Source organism: Leeuwenhoekiella aestuarii (assembly GCF_004104055.1).
Classification (GTDB): domain Bacteria; phylum Bacteroidota; class Bacteroidia; order Flavobacteriales; family Flavobacteriaceae; genus Leeuwenhoekiella; species Leeuwenhoekiella aestuarii.
The window spans coordinates 293,619-309,131 of record NZ_QOVJ01000002.1 but is presented as its reverse complement, the minus strand read 5'-3'; the positions used below and the strand labels follow the sequence as shown (position 1 = coordinate 309,131).

Genomic DNA, 15,513 nt, shown 5'->3' with positions numbered 1-15,513 from the left:
TCCAGCAAATATATATAAGTACACTAAGTATTTAAACTTCATATAATCGGAGCTTATTCTAATCTAAATAATTTGATTGAATAGAGGTTCTTGTAATTTAAAAGAATTATTATTTAAGATTATTTATTTAAAATAAAACTGCAAAATAAAATACTCAACTACAGTTGATTCCCGTAATTTCAAACACTTTAAAAAGGTTTTTACAAGTATTATATATTTATTTTGATTTTTGACTTATAACATTCTGAGAAATTCATCTTCAGAAATAATAGGCACATTCAATTTTTCGGCTTTTTCTAATTTACTAGGTCCCATATTTTCACCAGCAACTAGGAAATTTGTTTTTGAAGAAATACTTCCGGAAGCCTTTCCACCGTTATCTTCAATCATTTTTTTAAGTTCTGTTCTGGAAACTTTGGTAAAAACACCCGAAATAACAAAAGTCTTTCCTTTAAGTTTTTCTGTTTGATTCTCAAGTACTGAAGCATCTAGTTCTAATTGCAAACCCTTCTCCTTTAAACGGTTTACAAGGTTTTTGTTTTCATTTTCAGCAAAAAAGGAAACAACACTCTGTGCAATACGCTCACCTATCTCATCAACAGCAACTAATTCCTCTTCAGAAGCAGCTTCTAAAGCTTCTATATTTTTAAAATGCTTAGCCAGTTTTCGAGCTACGGTTTCACCAACGTATCTAATACCCAGACCAAAAAGAACGCGCTCAAATGGGACTTTCTTTGAAGTTACAATACCCTTTATCAAGTTATCTGCAGATTTCTCTGCCATGCGCTCTAATGGTAGAATTTGCTCTTTTTTCAAATCGTAAAGATCTGCGTAACTTTGAATCAGCCCTTGGTTTACAAGCAAAGCAACAGTTTCTCCACCAAGTCCTTCTATATCCATTGCTTTTCGAGAGATAAAATGTTGAATACGACCGATAATCTGCGGTGGACATCCCATATCGTTGGGACAATAGTGTTGCGCCTCACCTTCCTGACGGATCAATTCTGTATCACATTCAGGACAATTGGTTATATAAACTGTAGGCTCAGAATCTGGATTTCGCTTTTCAAAATCGACACCCACTATTTTTGGTATAATCTCCCCTCCTTTTTCAACATAAACGTGATCGCCTACACGTATGTCTAATTTTTCAATCTGATCTGCATTATGCAAAGAAGCTCGCTTTACAATGGTTCCGGCAAGTTGAACCGGCTCTAGGTTTGCTACCGGTGTAATTGCACCAGTACGCCCAACTTGATAAGTAATTTTCTCCAGAACAGTTTCTGCTTGCTCAGTTTTAAACTTATAAGCCATCGCCCATCTGGGAGCTTTTGCAGTAAAACCCAATTCTTCTTGTTGCTGAAAACTATTCACTTTAATCACAACACCATCAGTCTCATAAGGCAAGTCGTGACGATGCTCGTCCCAATAATTTAAAAACTCAAAAGTCTCTGCAGTTGAAGCCGTTTTTTTAGCTACATCCGGAACTTTAAATCCCCAAGAGCGGGCTTTCTCTAAACTTTCAAACTGACTTTTCATATTCAGATTTTCTCCTACAATACTATACAATAAGCAATCTAAAGGTCTCTTAGAAACCTCTGCACTATCCTGAAGCTTCAAACTCCCGGAAGCTGTATTTCTGGGATTACAATAAGGTTCCTCACCAGCTTCTACGCGTTCTGCATTCATCTGCGCAAAACCAGCTAATGGCAAAACAATTTCTCCTCTAATATCAAATTTAGCCGGGAATTCTCCTTTAAGTTTTAAGGGTACGCTTCGTATGGTTTTTACATTATTAGTAACATCATCACCCTGCACTCCATCACCACGCGTGACCGCACGTACGAGTTCTCCATTCTCATAAGTAAGACTTATAGAAGCCCCGTCATACTTTAATTCGCATACATATTCTACCTCACCATCAACTAATTTTTTAAGGCGCGTTTCCCAATCTTCTAAGTCTTCCTGAGAATAACTATTAGCTAAAGAATACATGCGTGACTCATGTTTTACCGTCGCAAAGTTCTTAGTGATCTGACCTCCCACTCGAAGCGTTGGCGAATTAGCATCATAAAACTCCGGATGTTTTTCTTCTAACGCTTGTAATTCTTTTAATTTTTGATCAAATGTATAATCGTCAATCTCAGGCTTATCCAAAACGTAATAATTATAATTATGGCGTCTGAGTTCTTCGCGTAAAACCTGTATCTTTTCTTGGGTAGTCATAAACTGAAAATCTGTATTTAATCTTGGGAAGTTGATATTAAATTGAAAACTAAGTATTCTCCGGTTTCAAAAACTTTGAATTCAAATTGGGTTCAAAATTTTTCATTTTCTCTAATAGCTTTTCCACATTGGTATCTTCAATCAAGAGTTCGCGGTTTTCTTGTTTGAGAAACCCACGGGTAACCATCTCATCAAGCATTGCAATTAAATGATCATAAAAACCATTTGTATTAAGCAAACCTATAGGTTTATGATGCAAGCCCAACTGGCTCCACGTAATGATTTCAAAAAGCTCTTCAAACGTACCAAAACCTCCCGGAAGCGTTATAAAGCCATCGCTCATCTCTTGCATTTTTAGTTTGCGCTCGTGCATATTATCAGTAGTTACGAGCTGATCAAGACCAGGATGTACAATTTCCCTGGTTTTCAAGAATCCGGGAATAATCCCGACTGCTTTTCCGTTATTTGATAAACATGATTGCGCAACACGCCCCATGATTCCCAATTGAGAACCTCCGTAAATAAGGGTGATTTCGTGTTTCGCAAGCTCAACACCCAATATCTCTGATTGATTTATAATTTCTGGATCATTACCTTCACTGCTTCCGCAGAAAACACAAATAGAATTTAAAATTTTCATGTACGTTTTGCTTTTAGCATTCTGGGTTTTCCCGCAAAATCATTTCGTAATTCTACGTTTTCAAACCCACTATTTTTAACAAGCTCTAGCGTTTCATCTCCTAAATACTCATTGATTTCAAAATACAAAATTCCATTTTGTTTTAAGCTCTGAAATGCCAGCGTTGCTATTTTTTTATAGAAAATTAACGCATTGTCATCTGCGACAAAAAGAGCCTCGTGAGGCTCATATTTAAGCACATTAGATTGCATTTCTACCTTTTCCAGGTTTCTCACATATGGCGGATTTGAAACAATAACATCATAGCTTTGACCTAGACCACCTGTTGAAAGTATATCTTGCTCTATCCAATTAATTTTAACTGAGTTGAGCTCTGCATTATCCTTTGCTATCGCTAAGGCCTTAGTCGAAAAATCAATCGCACTAACCGATGCCTGAGTTATTAATTTAGCCAGGCTCAAAGCAATTGCTCCACTACCTGTACCAATATCTAGAATTGAAATAGAAGCATTATTCTTTTTAAAATCCTGATAAACCCAGTCTACTAACTCTTCAGTTTCCGGTCTGGGAATAAGCACTCCGGAAGCAACTTTAAAAGGAAAACCATAAAATTCAGTCTCCCCTATTATGTATTGTAAAGGTTCGTGATTTTTCAGTTTTAAAAGCGCTTCATTTAATAATTCTAATTCCGCTTTCGTCAATTCCTTATTTAAACTTATTGGAATTTGAACAGGTTGCATCTCGAGAAATTTTTCGGCAAAAGCCTTAAAAAATGTCACGCGTTCCTCCTGAGGGTATAAAGCAATTAATTGCTCATAAAAATAAGATCGGTATTCGCTTAATTTCATTTACTTTAAATCTTTAAGCATATGAACAGGACAAGCATTATGACCTGTGCACCCCATTGGTCCGTCGATGTAATAAAAACCGGTTTTCTTATAGAGTTTCTGGGCAGCTTCCATATACGGCATTGTCTCTATATAAACTTGTTCAAAACCCGATTTTGATGCGAATTCGAGACACGTATTCATGAGCTGTTTACCTAAACCCCGCCCCCTCAATTCTGAAGAAACATACATTTTCTGCAGCTCACAAACAGGCCCATCATAATTGGCTAGTGCGGCAATACCTGCACCTCCTAAAATCACACCATCTTGTTCTACAACAAAATACTGCGCATTTGCTTCAGCATAAGTTTCATACATGCAATCTAAAGCTTTGTCCTCATATGCGGTACCTACTTTAGGCACGCCCATTTCAATTAAAATAGCTCTTAGAACAGTTGCTAAATTCACATTATCAGCGTGTTCTACCGGTCTAATTTGAAGCATCGGTTTTCTTACTTTTTAATGGTACTTTTGAGTTTGTGAAGATACACGAAAAATACATGTCTCGCTGTTTACAACTGGCTAAAAACGGACTGGGAAATACCTATCCCAACCCAATGGTAGGTAGTGTTATCGTTTGCGACGACATAATTATAGGAGAAGGCTGGCACCAGAAAGCCGGGCAACCGCATGCCGAAGTTAATGCGGTGAATAGCGTAAAAAAAACAGAACTACTTAAGAAATCTACAATTTATGTAAGTCTGGAGCCTTGTAGTCATTATGGGAAAACGCCTCCGTGCAGTGACCTGATCATTGCCAAAGGAATCAAAAAGGTTATTATAGGAACCGTTGATCCCTTTGCTGAAGTTGCAGGTAGAGGAATAAAAAAATTACTTGATGCAGGCTGCGAGGTTTTGGTAGGTGTATTAGAAAAAGAATGTCAAAATCTGAACAAGCGCTTTTTTACATTTCATCAAAAAAAGCGCCCGTATGTTATTCTTAAATGGGCTGAAAGTTTAGATGGCTTTATTGCTCCAGAAACTGAAAGCAGAAATAAAAAGAAGCCCGTATGGATCACAAACAAAACAAGCCAACAACTTGTACATAAATGGCGTGCTGAAGAACAAAGCATTTTAGTAGGGACAAATACCGTCAAAGCTGATAATCCCAGCTTAACAACTCGTGACTGGGCAGGCGATTCTCCTACCAGAATAATTATTGATAGAAATTTGAGTTTATCTAAAGAAGCTACTGTTTTTGATCAAAAGGCACCAACGCTAATACTAACAGCTTTAGAGGTTGAAAACAAAAACAATTTGAAGTTTAGTAAAGTAGATTTTAATCAAAACCTTCCTTCTCAGATTTGTGAAATACTGTATAGCGAAGGCTTACAGTCGGTGATTATAGAAGGTGGCGCTCAAACACTACAAAGCTTTATAAACGAAAAGCTCTGGGATGAAGCCCGGGTTTTTAAAGGAAATCTTATTTTTAACTCTGGTATTAAAGCTCCTGTACTTACAGCTATTCAAAATTCAGAGAGTACAACGATTAACGGTGATACATTAACCCTTTATAGCTCTATTAATGATTAAAAATTTACTCTTTGATTTTGGTGATGTTTTCATCAATCTCGACAAAAAAGCCCCTGAGCAAGCATTAGCCAAAATGGGAATCAGAACAATAGATGAAGAGATGACAACGTGGCACAACACCTATGAAAAGGGGTTAATCACCAGTGACCAATTAATTGAAAATTACCTAAAAAAATTCCCACAGCTTACAGCTTTATCCTTTCAACAAGCCTGGAACAGCATTATTCTCGATTTCCCTCAAGAACGCCTTGATTGGATCATAGAGTTAGCCAAGTCAAAAAAATACAGATTGCTTTTGTTGAGCAATACCAATGACCTTCACATTGAGCAGGTTATAAAAAATATGGGAGCGGTACGCTATTCTCAATTCCAAAATTGTTTTGAACGTTTTTATCTTTCACAGCAAATCAATTTACGTAAACCAGATCTTGAGATTTACGATTTTGTTTTACGTAAAGACGATCTCTTAGCAAATGAAACACTATTTATAGACGATACAATTTTAAATACTGCAGCGGCCTCATCAATGGGAATTCATACCTGGCATTTAGAACCCGGTTTTGAAGACGTCACACAATTGTTTGAAGTCAAAAAAGCCTTGTTTTGATCTATTTGTTTTTAAGCATACTTGCTTCAAGCATTATCTTTTTAGTATTTAAGCTTTTTAATAGGTTTCAAGTCAACACTTTTCAGGCTATAGTCGTTAACTATATAATTGCGTGTGCTTCAGGCTTTACAGCATATTCACAGCCTGTGAACTGGACCGGACTTGCAACGTATTCTTGGTTAACCGGCACAGTTTTTTTAGGAGTTTTATTCATTGTTATTTTCAACCTAATGGCTATAACCACACAACGCAGCGGACTTTCTGTTGTTTCTGTGGCAACAAAAATGAGCATGGTCATACCAATTGCTTTTGGGCTCATTTATTATAGAGAAAATGCCGCTACTCTTAAAATAGTCGGGATTCTTGCTGCTTTAATCGCCGTTTATTTGGTTTCGGTAAAGAAGCAGGATTCTAGCAAACCAACTAAAAAAAATCTGGTATTTCCGATTTTAGTATTCCTAGGTAGTGGTATAATTGACACGAGCATCAAATTCCTCGAAGATAGTTTTGTGGCAGAAAAAGACGTGCCGCTTTTTTCTGCAATGATATTTGCAACAGCATTTATACTTGGTGTTGCGGTATTGATTTTCCAGTTAATAAAAGGCAGTCAGAAGATACAACTTAAAAACATTCTTGGAGGAATAGCTTTAGGAGTTCCTAACTATTTTTCGATCTACTTTCTGGTACGTGCACTGAGACACCCCTCTCTAGAAAGTTCAACTGTTTTTACATTAAACAATGTAGGTATCGTAATGGTTGCAACGTTAATAGGAATCCTATTTTTTAAGGAAAAACTTTCCGCAAAAAACTGGATTGGGATAGGATTTGCTATTTTAAGCATCATACTAATCGCAACTATCCAGTAAAAATTGAATAATGCAGGAAATAGACTGTTATAAAACCCTTTCTAAAACCGGAGAAGAAATATTCTTTAAAGACCGCGGAAGTAAATTCATCGGCCAGGCACATCCCGTTACCAATGAAAGTGAAATTGATACTATTGTTTCTGATTTAAAAAACAAACACAATAAAGCATCACACGTTTGTTATGCTTGGCAACTAGGAAAGAATTACGAGAATTATAGAGCAAATGATGATGGGGAACCCAGTAATTCTGCGGGATTACCTATTTATGGTCAACTACAATCTTTTGAGGTTACACAAACATTGGTAACGGTAATTAGATATTATGGTGGCACGAATCTAGGCGTTGGTGGATTGATACAAGCTTACAAAACTGCTGCTCAATTCGCTTTAGAAGAGTCTAACATTATAACAAAAACGATTACAGAAGAACTTCAATTAAAATTTGAATATCACCTACTTCATACGGTAATGAGAATTATCAAAGAAGAGCAATTAGAAATTGCAAAACAAAAAATGGAATTGAGTTGCTTAATCACAATAGGTGTTCGTAAAACTGCATTGAATCGTATTCAACAACGCTTCAATGCAGTTTTTGGAATCGAGAGCTCAGTCATTGAATAACTATTACTTTAACTTCTCTAAGATATATTCTGGGCATCTTGTAGGTCTGTTTGTTGACATATCTACAAAAACCAAAGTTGTTTCTGCTTTAGTAAGCAATTCTTGATTCTGATTATAAATTTCATAGTCAAAAACTATACTCGCACGCGGTGTTTTTGTAAGCATCGTTTTTATAGTTAAAATATCATCAAATAGCGCAGGTTTCAAAAAAGAAAACTGCATGCCGTAAACAGGTAACATAATCCCTTTCTCTTCCATTTTTTTATAGGAAATCCCTATAGCTTCTAACCAATCTATACGAGCAAGTTCCAGATATACAGCATAGTTAGCATGATGCACTACACCCATTTGATCTGTTTCTGCATATCTAACTTTAACAGAAGTTGTGTGTGATTTCATAGAGTTATTAACAAATATATTCTTAGATTAAACCTCGGAAAGAGTATGCGCAAAAAATTCTAAAAAAGCAATCTAATTTTCTTTTTTTATTACATTTTTTGTTCACATATTTGCCTCGCGCTGAACGAAACGAAGATCTCTTTATTTTCTCACTTTTCAGACGTCCGAAAAACAAAAATAACTTAAAATTTAACCAAAAGAATGAGTATGACTGCGCAAACAGTATGGGATAATTGTCTCTCATTTATTCAGGACAATATAACCCCGCAGGCTTACAAAACCTGGTTCGAACCCATTCGAGCAGTTAAACTTACAGATAATGCTCTCAGCATACAGGTTCCTAGTAAATTCTTTTATGAGTGGCTAGAAGAACATTATGTAAAACTATTAAAAGTCTCTCTAACTAAAGAGCTGGGAGAACACGCAAAATTGGTTTACGTAATTCGTATGGAAAATACCTACGGAAACCGCCAACCATTCACTGAAAAAATACCGAGCACCAACCGTCCCAACACGATGAAATCGCAAGAAGTTGACGCTCCTTTAAAAAATAAAAATCCTGAACTAAAAAATCCATTTGTAATTCCGGGAATTCGTAATCTTCAGATAGAATCTCAATTGAATCCTAATTACAATTTCGATAACTTTCTTGAAGGTGACTCTAACCGTCTTGCTCGTTCTGCAGGTATGGCTGTTGCAAATAAACCGGGAGGAACTTCTTTTAACCCATTACTTATTTTTGGAGGTGTTGGTTTAGGTAAGACACATTTAGCTCATGCTATTGGTGTACAAATTAAAGACTGTTACCCAGATAAAACAGTTCTTTATATTTCTGCAGAAAAATTCACTCAGCAATATATAGAATCGGTTAAAAAGAATAACCGAAATGATTTTATTCATTTCTATCAGGTAATTGATGTACTTATAGTAGATGACATTCAATTGTTATCAGGTAAGGCTGGTACTCAAGATGTATTTTTCCACATATTTAACCATTTACATCAAAACGGAAAACAGGTAGTTTTAACTAGTGATAAAGCTCCTGTTGATATGCAGGATATAGAACAACGTCTGCTTTCTCGCTTTAAATGGGGTCTTTCTGCAGAACTGCAACAGCCCGGTTTTGAAACACGTGTCTCAATTATTAAAAATAAACTTTATCAAGATGGTGTAGAAATGCCAGAAGATATTGTTGAGTTTTTAGCAAATAATATTAAGACTAACATTCGTGAATTAGAGGGTGCTATTATCTCATTAATCGCTCACTCCTCCTTCAATAAAAAAGAAATCAATCTCGAGCTTGCTAAGAAGATTGTTGACAATTATGTTAAGCACACCAAGCGCGAGGTTTCTATAGATTACATTCAGAAAGTAGTAAGTGACTATTTTCAGATGGATGTAGATACACTACAGTCTAAAACCCGCAAACGACACATTGTACAAGCAAGACAACTCGCTATGTTTTTTGCAAAAAAACTAACCAAAGCTTCTCTTGCAAGTATTGGTTCACAGATAGGTAAACGTGATCATGCTACCGTTCTACACGCCTGCAAAACCGTAGACAACCTATCAGCTACAGACAAACAGTTTAAAAAATACGTAGAAGATTTAAACAAAAAACTCACTATGTAATCAACTTTTGAGTTGCGTTTTATTACTTTTCTGTATCAATTAAAAAAATAAGCTTTCGCGAAAAATTTACCTGAAATGAAAACACGTATTTTAATGGTTTGCTTAGGTAATATTTGCAGATCTCCATTAGCAGAAGGATTATTAAAATCGAAATTAGACGCTGATAAATTTGAAGTCGATTCTGCAGGAACGGGTCATTGGCACGTAGGGAGTCTTCCAGACTCGAGAAGTATTGCGGTTGCTCAAAAAAATGGCTTAGACATTTCAGATCAACGTGGAATGCAGTTTAAACCAGCTTTTTTTGGTCACTATGATCATATTTTTGTGATGGACAATTACAACTATGAAGACGTAATTGAGCAAGTGCGCAATGATGGTGATAAAGAAAAAGTTAGTCTTATTTTAGACGAAATATTTCCCGGTGAACGCGTAGATGTACCAGATCCTTATAATGACAGCTTACGTGGTTTTGACAAAGTTTACGAAATGCTAGACGAAGCCACTACCAAATTAGCTGAACGCCTGACTAAATAATTCAATTTTATGCATATAAAACCTGAGTACGGCAAATTGTATTTGATTCCTGTAACACTTGGTGATACAGATCCTCTTGAAGTAATGCCGGGTTTGGTTCAGAAAATCATTAGTACTATTGATGAATATGTGGTTGAAAACGAGAAAACAGCTCGAAGATTCATCAAACAAATTTGCAAAGAAAAACCACAACCTTCTTTAATTCTAAATCCACTCAATAAACACACAGAAATTACCGAAGTCCCTGCATACTTAGACTCTTGTTTAAAAGGAAAATCAATAGGTCTAATGTCTGAGGCCGGTGTTCCCGGTATTGCAGATCCCGGCGCCGAAGTAGTGCGACTCGCTCACGAAAAAGGGATACAAGTAGTTCCTTTAGTAGGACCTTCTTCTATTTTAATGGCGATGATGAGCAGTGGGATGAATGGTCAAAACTTTGCTTTTAACGGCTATTTACCTATTGATTCTAAAGAACGACGCAGCGAACTGAAGCGTTTAGAGCGCATTTCTAAAGATAATAATCAATCTCAACTCTTTATTGAAACACCTTATCGAAACAATAAAATGATTGATGAATTGTGCAACACTTTACAGGCTAACACGCGACTTTGTATTGCCTGTGACATCACACTTCCTACCGAATTTATTATAACAAAGCCCATCTCTATCTGGCAGACCAAAAAACCAGATTTACACAAGAGGCCTGCATTATTTATAATACAAAACTAAAAAAGCGACCGTACGGTCGCTTTTTTAGTTTTTAAATCATTCAAAAACAGATTTTAACTATCTAAATCAACTTTTGCATTTCTATCAGGCTCAATAAACGAAACATCATAACCTGCAAATTTTTTTATATAACTATAAACTGAAGTTCCAAAAGCATCTCTAAAACCTTCTACTCCACCTGAGCGTAAATAACTTTTTACACTCCCGGGACCAGCAAGATGAGCTGCTGCTAAAATACCAGATTCCGTTACTTTTACTCCGTTAATAACTTTCCCTGTAAAACGCTTGATATCTTTTCTAAGAACCCATTTATTACGAGAAGCATTTGCAACAAAAGCCTTTTCCTGTAATCTGGGGTTATTTATAAATTCATCTGTATCTGTTATTCCTAATAGCAATAAAGTACTTCTACCAAACTGGTATTTCCCTAAATAACCTAACTGATTGATACGTTTGTAATCATTTTGAGACTCTTTAAAGCCTAAGGCTTCCTTGAAACCGGTAAATGATTTTCCGGTGGTGGCAAGATTTAAATTTGAAGTGTTATCCAATACAGCAGTATCGGTCTCATCAAATTGGGGTACTGTGTAGAATAACTCTAAACCTTCAGTAGAATTTTCACGTGGTTTATCTGTATCTTTAACTGACATACTTAATGCCACCAAACCAAACACAGAAGGCAACGCTGCTAATTTTACAATGTTTTTCGTCATAAAATAAATTTCAGACCGGTTGATGAACGCTACTAAATTACCCGTCTATATTACTGCGTAAATATACAAATAGAATATAAGCGATTGACAATGAATTGGTTAAGCTTTTATTAAAGTCAGTGTTTTCGTAAAAATGTGTTGTATTTTATGTGATATGACTCTTTTTCTTAGATATTTTAACATTTATCTAACCTCCGACTGAGGAAAAGACAAACATTTAACATTTATTGGCTTAACGATTAATTCCTTGTTTATTTATCCAGTTAATATACTGCTTCCTATTTGCATTGTGCTGAGCCATAGTCTTTGCGAAAAGATGATAGCCAGGATTAGAAACGTCTGCAACGAAGAAATAGTATTGGTGGGATTCAGGATTTAACACAGCATTAATAGCTGAAAGATCGGGCATAAAGATTGGCCCTGGAGGTAAACCTCCATACGTATAAGTATTATAAGGAGAATCTGTTTCCAGATCTTTATAAAGAACACGCTTAATAACGCGGTCAAAATCATTAGCTTCTTTTTTTACAGCATAAATTACTGTTGGGTCTGCGTCTAGCTTCCAGCCATTATGTAAGCGGTTGAGATAAACACCTGCAACTCGAGGACGCTCATCTGCTTTTGCAGTTTCTTTTTGAACAATAGAAGCTAAAGCATAAACTTCATTAGGTGTTAAACCTTGTTCTTTGGCTTTAGCCTTTCGTTCTTCAGTCCAGAAGCGCTTGTATTCGGCAAGCATTCTGTTCCTGTAGGATTCTGCATCAGTATTCCAGTAAAACTCATAGGTATTGGGCAAATACATACTTAGTGCTGTAGCTTCTTCAAACCCATTATTCTTTAAAAATTCAGCATCTTTAAAAGCCGAAATCAATTCTGTGCTATCAGCCTCAAGCTGTTGACCTATTCTGCCAGCTAAATCCTCTAAACGCTCCTGATTGTTAAATGAAATCTTAATAGGAATGTTTCCGCTGCGAATAGAATTTACAATATCATTATTACTACTTCCCTTTTTTATAATGAAATGACCAGCTTTGATATTGCTTATGTAACCTTTTCGCTCTGCAACCTGATCAAATGATTCTTCATCTTTTAATAAAGGAGCTAACTCTGCTTTAACATCTTGATATGTCGCATCTGAAGGTATATAAACATGAGCTTCATCATTATTAAATGATGTATTAGGAGATAAAAATTTACCATAAATGGTATATGCAAAAATCCCAGCTACGACCAAGCCTATTAAAGCGGTAGCCGCAATTATTTTTTTAATGTACATTTTTATGTATTAATTGATATAAATATTCGTTTTTAAAAGTTCCCCCTATGAGAGTCCATTCTTTCTTTAATCCTACAGCTTCAAAACCTTGTTTTTCAAAAAGCTTGATGCTCGGCTTATTTTCCTCTAAAATATTAGCATAAAGTTGATGCACATTTAAATGCTTAAAACTATAACGCGTTATTAAATCTAATGCTTCTGCACCATAACCTTTTCCTCGATCTGATGTGCTAAAAATCAAAATGCCTAAACCGGCACGCTGGTTTCTGGGATCAAAATCAAATAGATCTATCATCCCTAAAGCCTCATCATCACTAGCTCTACAAATAACCAAACGCAATTGTTTAGCTTCATAAATGTCCTTGTGCGAGTTTTTAATGTATTGTTTAAGTAAAAATTTTGAAAAAGGAGTAAGCGTTGTAGTTAGCTCCCAGAGATCCTCGTCGTTTTCAATTTTGAAAACCAGATCGAGATCTTCGGGCTCTAACGCTCTTAAATATACGAGTTGTCCTTTTAAGGTTAAACTTTCCATACGCCTTCAAAAACTTTTTCTGCAGGGCCGATTAAAAATATATTTTTATATCCACCTCTCTGCTGCGGTTCAAATGTTACTTGAAGTTGACCACCTTCAACCTGCAAAGGAATACTGTTTTTAGAAACCTTTTTCTGTTTATGAATAGCAAGAGCAACAGCGGTAGCTCCTGTACCACAACTTAATGTCTCATCTTCTACCCCTCGCTCATAGGTTCGCATTCTGTAACCTTCACCTATAGCCTCAACAAAATTAATATTGCTTCCGGCTTTTCCATAAAGTGAGCCATAACGTATGGCTGCACCTTCCTTTTTAACATCAAAAACATCTATATCAGAAACCCATTGTACGTGATGTGGTGAACCGGTATCTAGAAAAAGATGATCTTCAAACTCTTTAATTTCTGGAACATCCTGCATTTTGAGATGCACCAGACCGTCTTCTATAAAAGCTTCGTGAAAACCATCAACAGCCTCAAATATAGTTCTGTCTGTGATTACTCCCAACTCTTTTGCAAAAGCTACAATACAGCGACCTCCATTACCACACATTGAACTTTGATTTCCATCTGCGTTATAATATACCATTGTAAAATCTAAGGTTGCGTGATTCTCTAACAAGATCAAGCCATCTGCTCCTATGCCAAATTTTCGGTCACAAATAGCTTTAACGAGTTTGGTATCATTTTTGGAAAATATAAGCTGACGGTTATCGATCATTACAAAATCGTTGCCGGTGCCTTGGTATTTATAAAAAGGTATTGACATTTCTGGTTTTTTTAAAAGCCTCGCAAAAATACATAAAGCGAAAATTCTACGCCTTGTTAAGACCAAGTTAAATACTGCAACGTGATATACTGTCACTCGTATTTATAATGTTATACTAAAAAACAGAAACGTATTATGAAAAAATTTGCAAGCCTACTGTTTGTTGCCATCTTGGGTGGTGGTATTACTCTGGGAGCATATAAGCTTCTAGAAAATGAAACCCAAACTGAAGTTTCTAATCTAACTGCAACTTCATCTTATACTCCGGTAAAATATAACGGAACTCCAATTAGCAGTACTAATGCTGACTTTACCGAAGCGGCTGACCGGACTGTACATGCGGTAGTGCATGTTAAAAATGTACAAACCTCTCGACAGCCCCGCAGTTTACAAGAGTTTTTCTACGGTGGTGGTGAGATGCGCAAAGGTCTCGTAGGAGCCGGTAGTGGTGTGATCATTTCGCCAGACGGTTATATCGTAACGAATAATCACGTGATTGATGGTGCTACAGAACTTGATGTTTCTTTAAACGATAACCGCACATATAAAGCAGAAGTTATAGGTACTGACCCTAAAGCAGACATTGCGCTTATAAAAATTGATGCTGATAATGAACTACCATATCTTCCTTTTGGAGATTCTGATAGTGTAAAACTCGGAGAATGGGTATTAGCGGTAGGTAACCCGTTTAACTTAACAAGTACAGTCACTGCAGGTATTATTTCAGCTAAAGCCAGAGATATCAGCGAGTATGATTCTAATCCGCAATCTTTTATTCAAACTGATGCGGCAATAAACCCTGGTAATAGTGGCGGTGCATTGGTGAATATAAATGGTGAATTAATTGGTATTAACACTGCGATTACTTCACAAACCGGTAGCTATGTTGGTTATGCTTTTGCTGTACCTTCTAATAATGCCCGTAAGATTGTTGAAGACATTATGGAGTATGGTGATGTACAACGCGGAATTCTTGGTGTGAGCGGTACGAGCTTAAATCCTAGTATTGCAAGCGAATTAGATATAGACGCTGTAGAAGGTGTTTATATAGCTAATGTTGAATTTGAAAGTGGTGCAAAAAAAGCCGGACTTCAAAAAGGAGATATAATTACCAACATTGACAATATTAAGATCACTAAATTCCCTGATCTAGCAGGATATTTAGGTACTAAACGTCCTAATGATGTTGTTCAAGTTACGTATAGCAGAGATGGAGAAAGCAAAACTGTACCAGTTACTTTACTTAAATATTCATCTTATGTAATTGAGAAACCGGGATTAGAAGTTCGTGAAGCTTCACCTAAGCTTCTTAAAGAATATGGCGTAAAAAATGGTGTTGTAATTGCACAAGCAACTAATGATAAACTAAAACGCTATAACTTAAAAGGAATTATAATTACAGAAGTTGATGATGAAGCAGTAAATTCTGTGGAAGATATTAAACGCATAATGAGTACTAAAAATCCTAACGAGCCGGTAAGCTTAAGTTTTGTAAGTAAAGGCGGTGAGAAAAAGCAAATTATTTTTCAATAGAAATCTTCTGGATAATTG

General features: G+C 36.1%; 17 protein-coding genes. 8 read left to right on the top strand and 9 right to left on the bottom strand.

Translation table 11 applies throughout. The annotated features are described in order from the left end of the window. Positions 1 to 234: 234 nt before the first annotated feature. From ligA to DSM03_RS07260, 4 genes are read right to left on the bottom strand one after another with little or no spacing between them, the layout of a single operon-like run. The gene (ligA, locus tag DSM03_RS07275) at positions 235 to 2,226 is read right to left on the bottom strand and encodes an NAD-dependent DNA ligase LigA (protein WP_128763083.1); all 1,992 of its coding nucleotides are present in this window, start codon (positions 2,224 to 2,226) and stop codon (positions 235 to 237) included. A 49-nt stretch (positions 2,227 to 2,275) separates the two neighbouring features. Continuing rightward, entirely contained in the window at positions 2,276 to 2,866 is a 591-nt protein-coding gene (locus tag DSM03_RS07270) for an LOG family protein (RefSeq protein ID WP_128761090.1), read from the bottom strand. Further along, positions 2,863 to 3,714 carry a peptide chain release factor N(5)-glutamine methyltransferase gene (gene prmC, locus DSM03_RS07265; RefSeq protein ID WP_128761091.1) on the bottom strand — a complete coding sequence of 284 codons (852 nt, stop codon included), beginning with the start codon at positions 3,712 to 3,714 and terminating at the stop codon, positions 2,863 to 2,865. The genes DSM03_RS07270 and prmC overlap by 4 nt, the downstream gene beginning before the upstream one ends. After that, positions 3,715 to 4,197 (bottom strand): GNAT family N-acetyltransferase, encoded by a 483-nt coding sequence (locus DSM03_RS07260; RefSeq protein ID WP_128761092.1) that lies wholly within the window; start codon positions 4,195 to 4,197, stop codon positions 3,715 to 3,717. 35 nt (positions 4,198 to 4,232) lie between these two features. Between DSM03_RS07260 and ribD the strand changes: the two genes are divergently transcribed. Genes ribD through DSM03_RS07240 form a run of 4 tightly spaced genes read left to right on the top strand, consistent with a single transcriptional unit; the run spans position 4,233 to position 7,380 of the window. After that, positions 4,233 to 5,285: a bifunctional diaminohydroxyphosphoribosylaminopyrimidine deaminase/5-amino-6-(5-phosphoribosylamino)uracil reductase RibD gene (ribD, locus tag DSM03_RS07255; protein ID WP_262707729.1), complete on the top strand. Its 1,053-nt coding sequence runs from the start codon at positions 4,233 to 4,235 to the stop codon at positions 5,283 to 5,285. Beyond that, positions 5,278 to 5,892: an HAD family hydrolase gene (locus DSM03_RS07250; protein ID WP_128761094.1), complete on the top strand. Its 615-nt coding sequence runs from the start codon at positions 5,278 to 5,280 to the stop codon at positions 5,890 to 5,892. Before ribD ends, DSM03_RS07250 begins: the two co-directional genes overlap by 8 nt. Then, entirely contained in the window at positions 5,889 to 6,758 is an 870-nt protein-coding gene (locus DSM03_RS07245; RefSeq protein WP_128761095.1) for an EamA family transporter, read from the top strand. Before DSM03_RS07250 ends, DSM03_RS07245 begins: the two co-directional genes overlap by 4 nt. Positions 6,759 to 6,768: 10 nt before the next feature. Beyond that, the gene (locus DSM03_RS07240) at positions 6,769 to 7,380 is read left to right on the top strand and encodes an IMPACT family protein (protein WP_128761096.1); all 612 of its coding nucleotides are present in this window, start codon (positions 6,769 to 6,771) and stop codon (positions 7,378 to 7,380) included. A 3-nt stretch (positions 7,381 to 7,383) separates the two neighbouring features. Here the strand turns inward: DSM03_RS07240 and DSM03_RS07235 are convergent, their stop codons facing one another. Next, positions 7,384 to 7,779, bottom strand: a complete 396-nt coding sequence (locus DSM03_RS07235) for an acyl-CoA thioesterase (protein ID WP_128761097.1) — start codon at positions 7,777 to 7,779, stop codon at positions 7,384 to 7,386. 201 nt (positions 7,780 to 7,980) lie between these two features. Between DSM03_RS07235 and dnaA the strand changes: the two genes are divergently transcribed. The 3 genes from dnaA to DSM03_RS07220 all read left to right on the top strand — a co-directional run bounded on the left by dnaA (position 7,981) and on the right by DSM03_RS07220 (position 10,674). Further along, positions 7,981 to 9,411 (top strand): chromosomal replication initiator protein DnaA, encoded by a 1,431-nt coding sequence (gene dnaA / locus DSM03_RS07230; RefSeq protein WP_128761098.1) that lies wholly within the window; start codon positions 7,981 to 7,983, stop codon positions 9,409 to 9,411. Positions 9,412 to 9,486: 75 nt separating this feature from the next. Continuing rightward, the gene (locus DSM03_RS07225) at positions 9,487 to 9,945 is read left to right on the top strand and encodes a low molecular weight protein-tyrosine-phosphatase (protein ID WP_128761099.1); all 459 of its coding nucleotides are present in this window, start codon (positions 9,487 to 9,489) and stop codon (positions 9,943 to 9,945) included. Positions 9,946 to 9,954: 9 nt separating this feature from the next. Next, the gene (locus DSM03_RS07220; protein ID WP_128761100.1) at positions 9,955 to 10,674 is read left to right on the top strand and encodes an SAM-dependent methyltransferase; all 720 of its coding nucleotides are present in this window, start codon (positions 9,955 to 9,957) and stop codon (positions 10,672 to 10,674) included. A gap of 53 nt (positions 10,675 to 10,727) precedes the next feature. Here the strand turns inward: DSM03_RS07220 and DSM03_RS07215 are convergent, their stop codons facing one another. The 4 genes from DSM03_RS07215 to dapF all read right to left on the bottom strand — a co-directional run bounded on the left by DSM03_RS07215 (position 10,728) and on the right by dapF (position 13,962). After that, positions 10,728 to 11,387, bottom strand: coding sequence for a peptidoglycan-binding protein LysM (locus DSM03_RS07215; RefSeq protein WP_128761101.1), 660 nt, complete (start codon positions 11,385 to 11,387; stop codon positions 10,728 to 10,730). A 232-nt stretch (positions 11,388 to 11,619) separates the two neighbouring features. Continuing rightward, complete coding sequence (gene mltG, locus DSM03_RS07210; RefSeq protein WP_128761102.1) at positions 11,620 to 12,663, bottom strand: endolytic transglycosylase MltG; 1,044 nt, start codon at positions 12,661 to 12,663, stop codon at positions 11,620 to 11,622. Continuing rightward, on the bottom strand, positions 12,653 to 13,195 hold the full coding sequence (locus DSM03_RS07205) for a GNAT family N-acetyltransferase (RefSeq protein ID WP_128761103.1): 543 nt from the start codon (positions 13,193 to 13,195) through the stop codon (positions 12,653 to 12,655). Before DSM03_RS07205 ends, mltG begins: the two co-directional genes overlap by 11 nt. Continuing rightward, positions 13,183 to 13,962, bottom strand: coding sequence for a diaminopimelate epimerase (gene dapF / locus DSM03_RS07200; protein WP_128761104.1), 780 nt, complete (start codon positions 13,960 to 13,962; stop codon positions 13,183 to 13,185). The genes DSM03_RS07205 and dapF overlap by 13 nt, the downstream gene beginning before the upstream one ends. Positions 13,963 to 14,097: 135 nt before the next feature. Between dapF and DSM03_RS07195 the strand changes: the two genes are divergently transcribed. Beyond that, on the top strand, positions 14,098 to 15,495 hold the full coding sequence (locus tag DSM03_RS07195) for a Do family serine endopeptidase (RefSeq protein ID WP_128761105.1): 1,398 nt from the start codon (positions 14,098 to 14,100) through the stop codon (positions 15,493 to 15,495). Positions 15,496 to 15,513 lie beyond the last annotated feature (18 nt).

What these genes read in the sequence shown, in the direction of transcription:
- DSM03_RS07270 (WP_128761090.1), bottom strand. Translation starts at nt 2,866, where the DNA reads ATGAAAATTTTAAATTCTATTTGTGTTTTCTGCGGAAGCAGTGAAGGT.
- DSM03_RS07205 (WP_128761103.1), bottom strand. Translation starts at nt 13,195, where the DNA reads ATGGAAAGTTTAACCTTAAAAGGACAACTCGTATATTTAAGAGCGTTA.
- DSM03_RS07235 (WP_128761097.1), bottom strand. Translation starts at nt 7,779, where the DNA reads ATGAAATCACACACAACTTCTGTTAAAGTTAGATATGCAGAAACAGAT.
- dnaA (WP_128761098.1), top strand. Translation starts at nt 7,981, where the DNA reads ATGAGTATGACTGCGCAAACAGTATGGGATAATTGTCTCTCATTTATT.
- mltG (WP_128761102.1), bottom strand. Translation starts at nt 12,663, where the DNA reads ATGTACATTAAAAAAATAATTGCGGCTACCGCTTTAATAGGCTTGGTC.
- DSM03_RS07195 (WP_128761105.1), top strand. Translation starts at nt 14,098, where the DNA reads ATGAAAAAATTTGCAAGCCTACTGTTTGTTGCCATCTTGGGTGGTGGT.
- DSM03_RS07220 (WP_128761100.1), top strand. Translation starts at nt 9,955, where the DNA reads ATGCATATAAAACCTGAGTACGGCAAATTGTATTTGATTCCTGTAACA.
- DSM03_RS07215 (WP_128761101.1), bottom strand. Translation starts at nt 11,387, where the DNA reads ATGACGAAAAACATTGTAAAATTAGCAGCGTTGCCTTCTGTGTTTGGT.
- DSM03_RS07260 (WP_128761092.1), bottom strand. Translation starts at nt 4,197, where the DNA reads ATGCTTCAAATTAGACCGGTAGAACACGCTGATAATGTGAATTTAGCA.
- DSM03_RS07240 (WP_128761096.1), top strand. Translation starts at nt 6,769, where the DNA reads ATGCAGGAAATAGACTGTTATAAAACCCTTTCTAAAACCGGAGAAGAA.
- dapF (WP_128761104.1), bottom strand. Translation starts at nt 13,962, where the DNA reads ATGTCAATACCTTTTTATAAATACCAAGGCACCGGCAACGATTTTGTA.
- DSM03_RS07250 (WP_128761094.1), top strand. Translation starts at nt 5,278, where the DNA reads ATGATTAAAAATTTACTCTTTGATTTTGGTGATGTTTTCATCAATCTC.
- prmC (WP_128761091.1), bottom strand. Translation starts at nt 3,714, where the DNA reads ATGAAATTAAGCGAATACCGATCTTATTTTTATGAGCAATTAATTGCT.
- ligA (WP_128763083.1), bottom strand. Translation starts at nt 2,226, where the DNA reads ATGACTACCCAAGAAAAGATACAGGTTTTACGCGAAGAACTCAGACGC.
- DSM03_RS07225 (WP_128761099.1), top strand. Translation starts at nt 9,487, where the DNA reads ATGAAAACACGTATTTTAATGGTTTGCTTAGGTAATATTTGCAGATCT.